This is a genomic window from Dulcicalothrix desertica PCC 7102, from assembly GCF_003991905.1.
Classification (GTDB): domain Bacteria; phylum Cyanobacteriota; class Cyanobacteriia; order Cyanobacteriales; family Nostocaceae; genus Dulcicalothrix; species Dulcicalothrix desertica.
The window spans coordinates 1-1,651 of the sequence record NZ_RSCL01000095.1; the positions used below are offsets into that span (position 1 = coordinate 1).

General features: G+C 39.1%; 2 protein-coding genes and 1 pseudogene. 2 read left to right on the forward strand and 1 reads right to left on the reverse strand.

Annotated elements, in window-relative coordinates; translation table 11 throughout:
• Nucleotides 1-278 precede the first annotated feature (278 nt).
• On the forward strand, nt 279-446 hold the full coding sequence (locus tag DSM106972_RS52090; RefSeq protein WP_158633049.1) for a hypothetical protein: 168 nt from the start codon (nt 279-281) through the stop codon (nt 444-446).
• 408 nt (nt 447-854) lie between these two features.
• On the opposite strand, the gene DSM106972_RS50915 is transcribed toward DSM106972_RS52090, so the two are convergent.
• On the reverse strand, nt 855-1,346 hold the full coding sequence (locus tag DSM106972_RS50915; protein WP_158633050.1) for a CAP domain-containing protein: 492 nt from the start codon (nt 1,344-1,346) through the stop codon (nt 855-857).
• A 95-nt stretch (nt 1,347-1,441) separates the two neighbouring features.
• Between DSM106972_RS50915 and DSM106972_RS56140 the strand changes: the two are divergent.
• Nucleotides 1,442-1,651: pseudogene (locus DSM106972_RS56140) on the forward strand (hypothetical protein); the annotation flags it as partial.

Genomic DNA, 1,651 nt, shown 5'->3' on the forward strand with positions numbered 1-1,651 from the left:
CTCAATGCCCAATAGCATTGCGTACAATAAAGTAACAAATTATCAAACTTAAGTAGAATAAGAGTTTCAAGCCTTAATTTCCGAAAATACAGCTATCTCGGCTCAACCTCTCTTAGCGCTGTTGTGTAGTATTTATACCACAGGTTTACATAAAATAACAATTCAAGGGTCTTTCTTACTGTTGTTGTTGTGTATAGTTTATAATGAGGGGTTTATAACAGAACTTCGTACAAATTCCTCACGCTCAACTCATCGACATGTTGACCTATAAGGGCGCTATGAAAGGAATTCAGGTCATTATTCAAGAAGAATCTTACACGTCCTCTTTTAGTTTTTTGGACTCGGATTTTATTCCGGTATATGGTAACAAACCTTTTAATTGGGAACCATCTGGTAAACGAGTAAAAAGAGGTCTTTATGTTACTAGTACTGCTTGGCGGAAATAAACCCACCATTACGAGCCTTGAAAAAATCTCCATTCGCTAGGTTTGAAAATGGTAGACGTATTTACGCCGCACGGTACTAGTAATGGTATAGCTCTTAATGCCGATATTAACGGCGCATTATGTCGCCTACAATGTTTAATAAGAGATAAGGCAGTTATAACATTTTAGTCAAAGCATTTCCCAATGCCTTCTCCTTCGGAGACACTAGCGTGAACGGGATAGGGGATAGAGAGGTGTTAGTTACCCCTAGGAAGGTAAATTTAGAAGGTCATGCGCCCTTAATGGTGATTCCCTTCTAAGTAAGGATTCAATTCCAATCCTTCTACAAGGTTTTGCGAAGAAGTAGAAGTTATCTATTATAGAAAACTACGTCTGACTATATTTGACTATACAAAACCGAACTATTTATTAACGTCTACCGAACATCATTGTCCAGTAAAGTACATTATTTCTGCCACGAGCTAAACCAAGACCCGCCTCGTTATAATTGGGGTTCATAATATTTTTACAATGTCCAGGACTTTTTAACCATGCTTGAACAACAGATCTGGAAGATTTTTGGCCAGCAGCCACATTTTCAGCAATACCTCTCCATCTATATCCTGCTCGAGTAGCGCGATCGCTCATAGAACTACCATTAGAACCTGTATGACTCATTTTTCTTGTTCTAGCCATATCTGTACTATGTGACTGTGAAGCATTCATTAAGCTACCATTGCGATTCAATAAACCAGCAGCACCAAATCTCTGATTACCACACACACGTCCTTGAGACCTAGCTTGATTAACTAGTTGAATTACTTCGTTTGCACTATTAGCATGAGCTTGTTGTGCAATACCAACATTAAGCAGAAGAATAGCAGCAGATAGCAAACCTGTTTTTATTGTGAAGTTAGTCATGTTTTTTTTCATAGATAAACAAGAAAGAGCGGAAATAGCTAACATAGCGGTGCTAGCAACCTTATAGGTTACGAAATTAGATTTCATTCCTTTAAATCAAATGTTTTAACGGTACAGAAGAAGCGCTCAAAGACGAAGTTGTTCGCCAATGAGCTCCCGCACCAACCCCTCAACTCTGTATATGTAATGGCGTTCACGCTCTGCGCGCGGAAACATTTCTCAAGTACGGCAATTAGTCGGAATGCGGGCACTAATGGCGAATCCGCTTTCTTGAAATTATTGACTTACCAATTAAAACGCGCCGG

Coding starts and splice junctions, on each gene's coding strand:
- DSM106972_RS52090 (WP_158633049.1), top strand. CDS start 279: ATGAAAGGAATTCAGGTCATTATTCAAGAAGAATCTTACACGTCCTCT.
- DSM106972_RS50915 (WP_158633050.1), bottom strand. CDS start 1,346: ATGACTAACTTCACAATAAAAACAGGTTTGCTATCTGCTGCTATTCTT.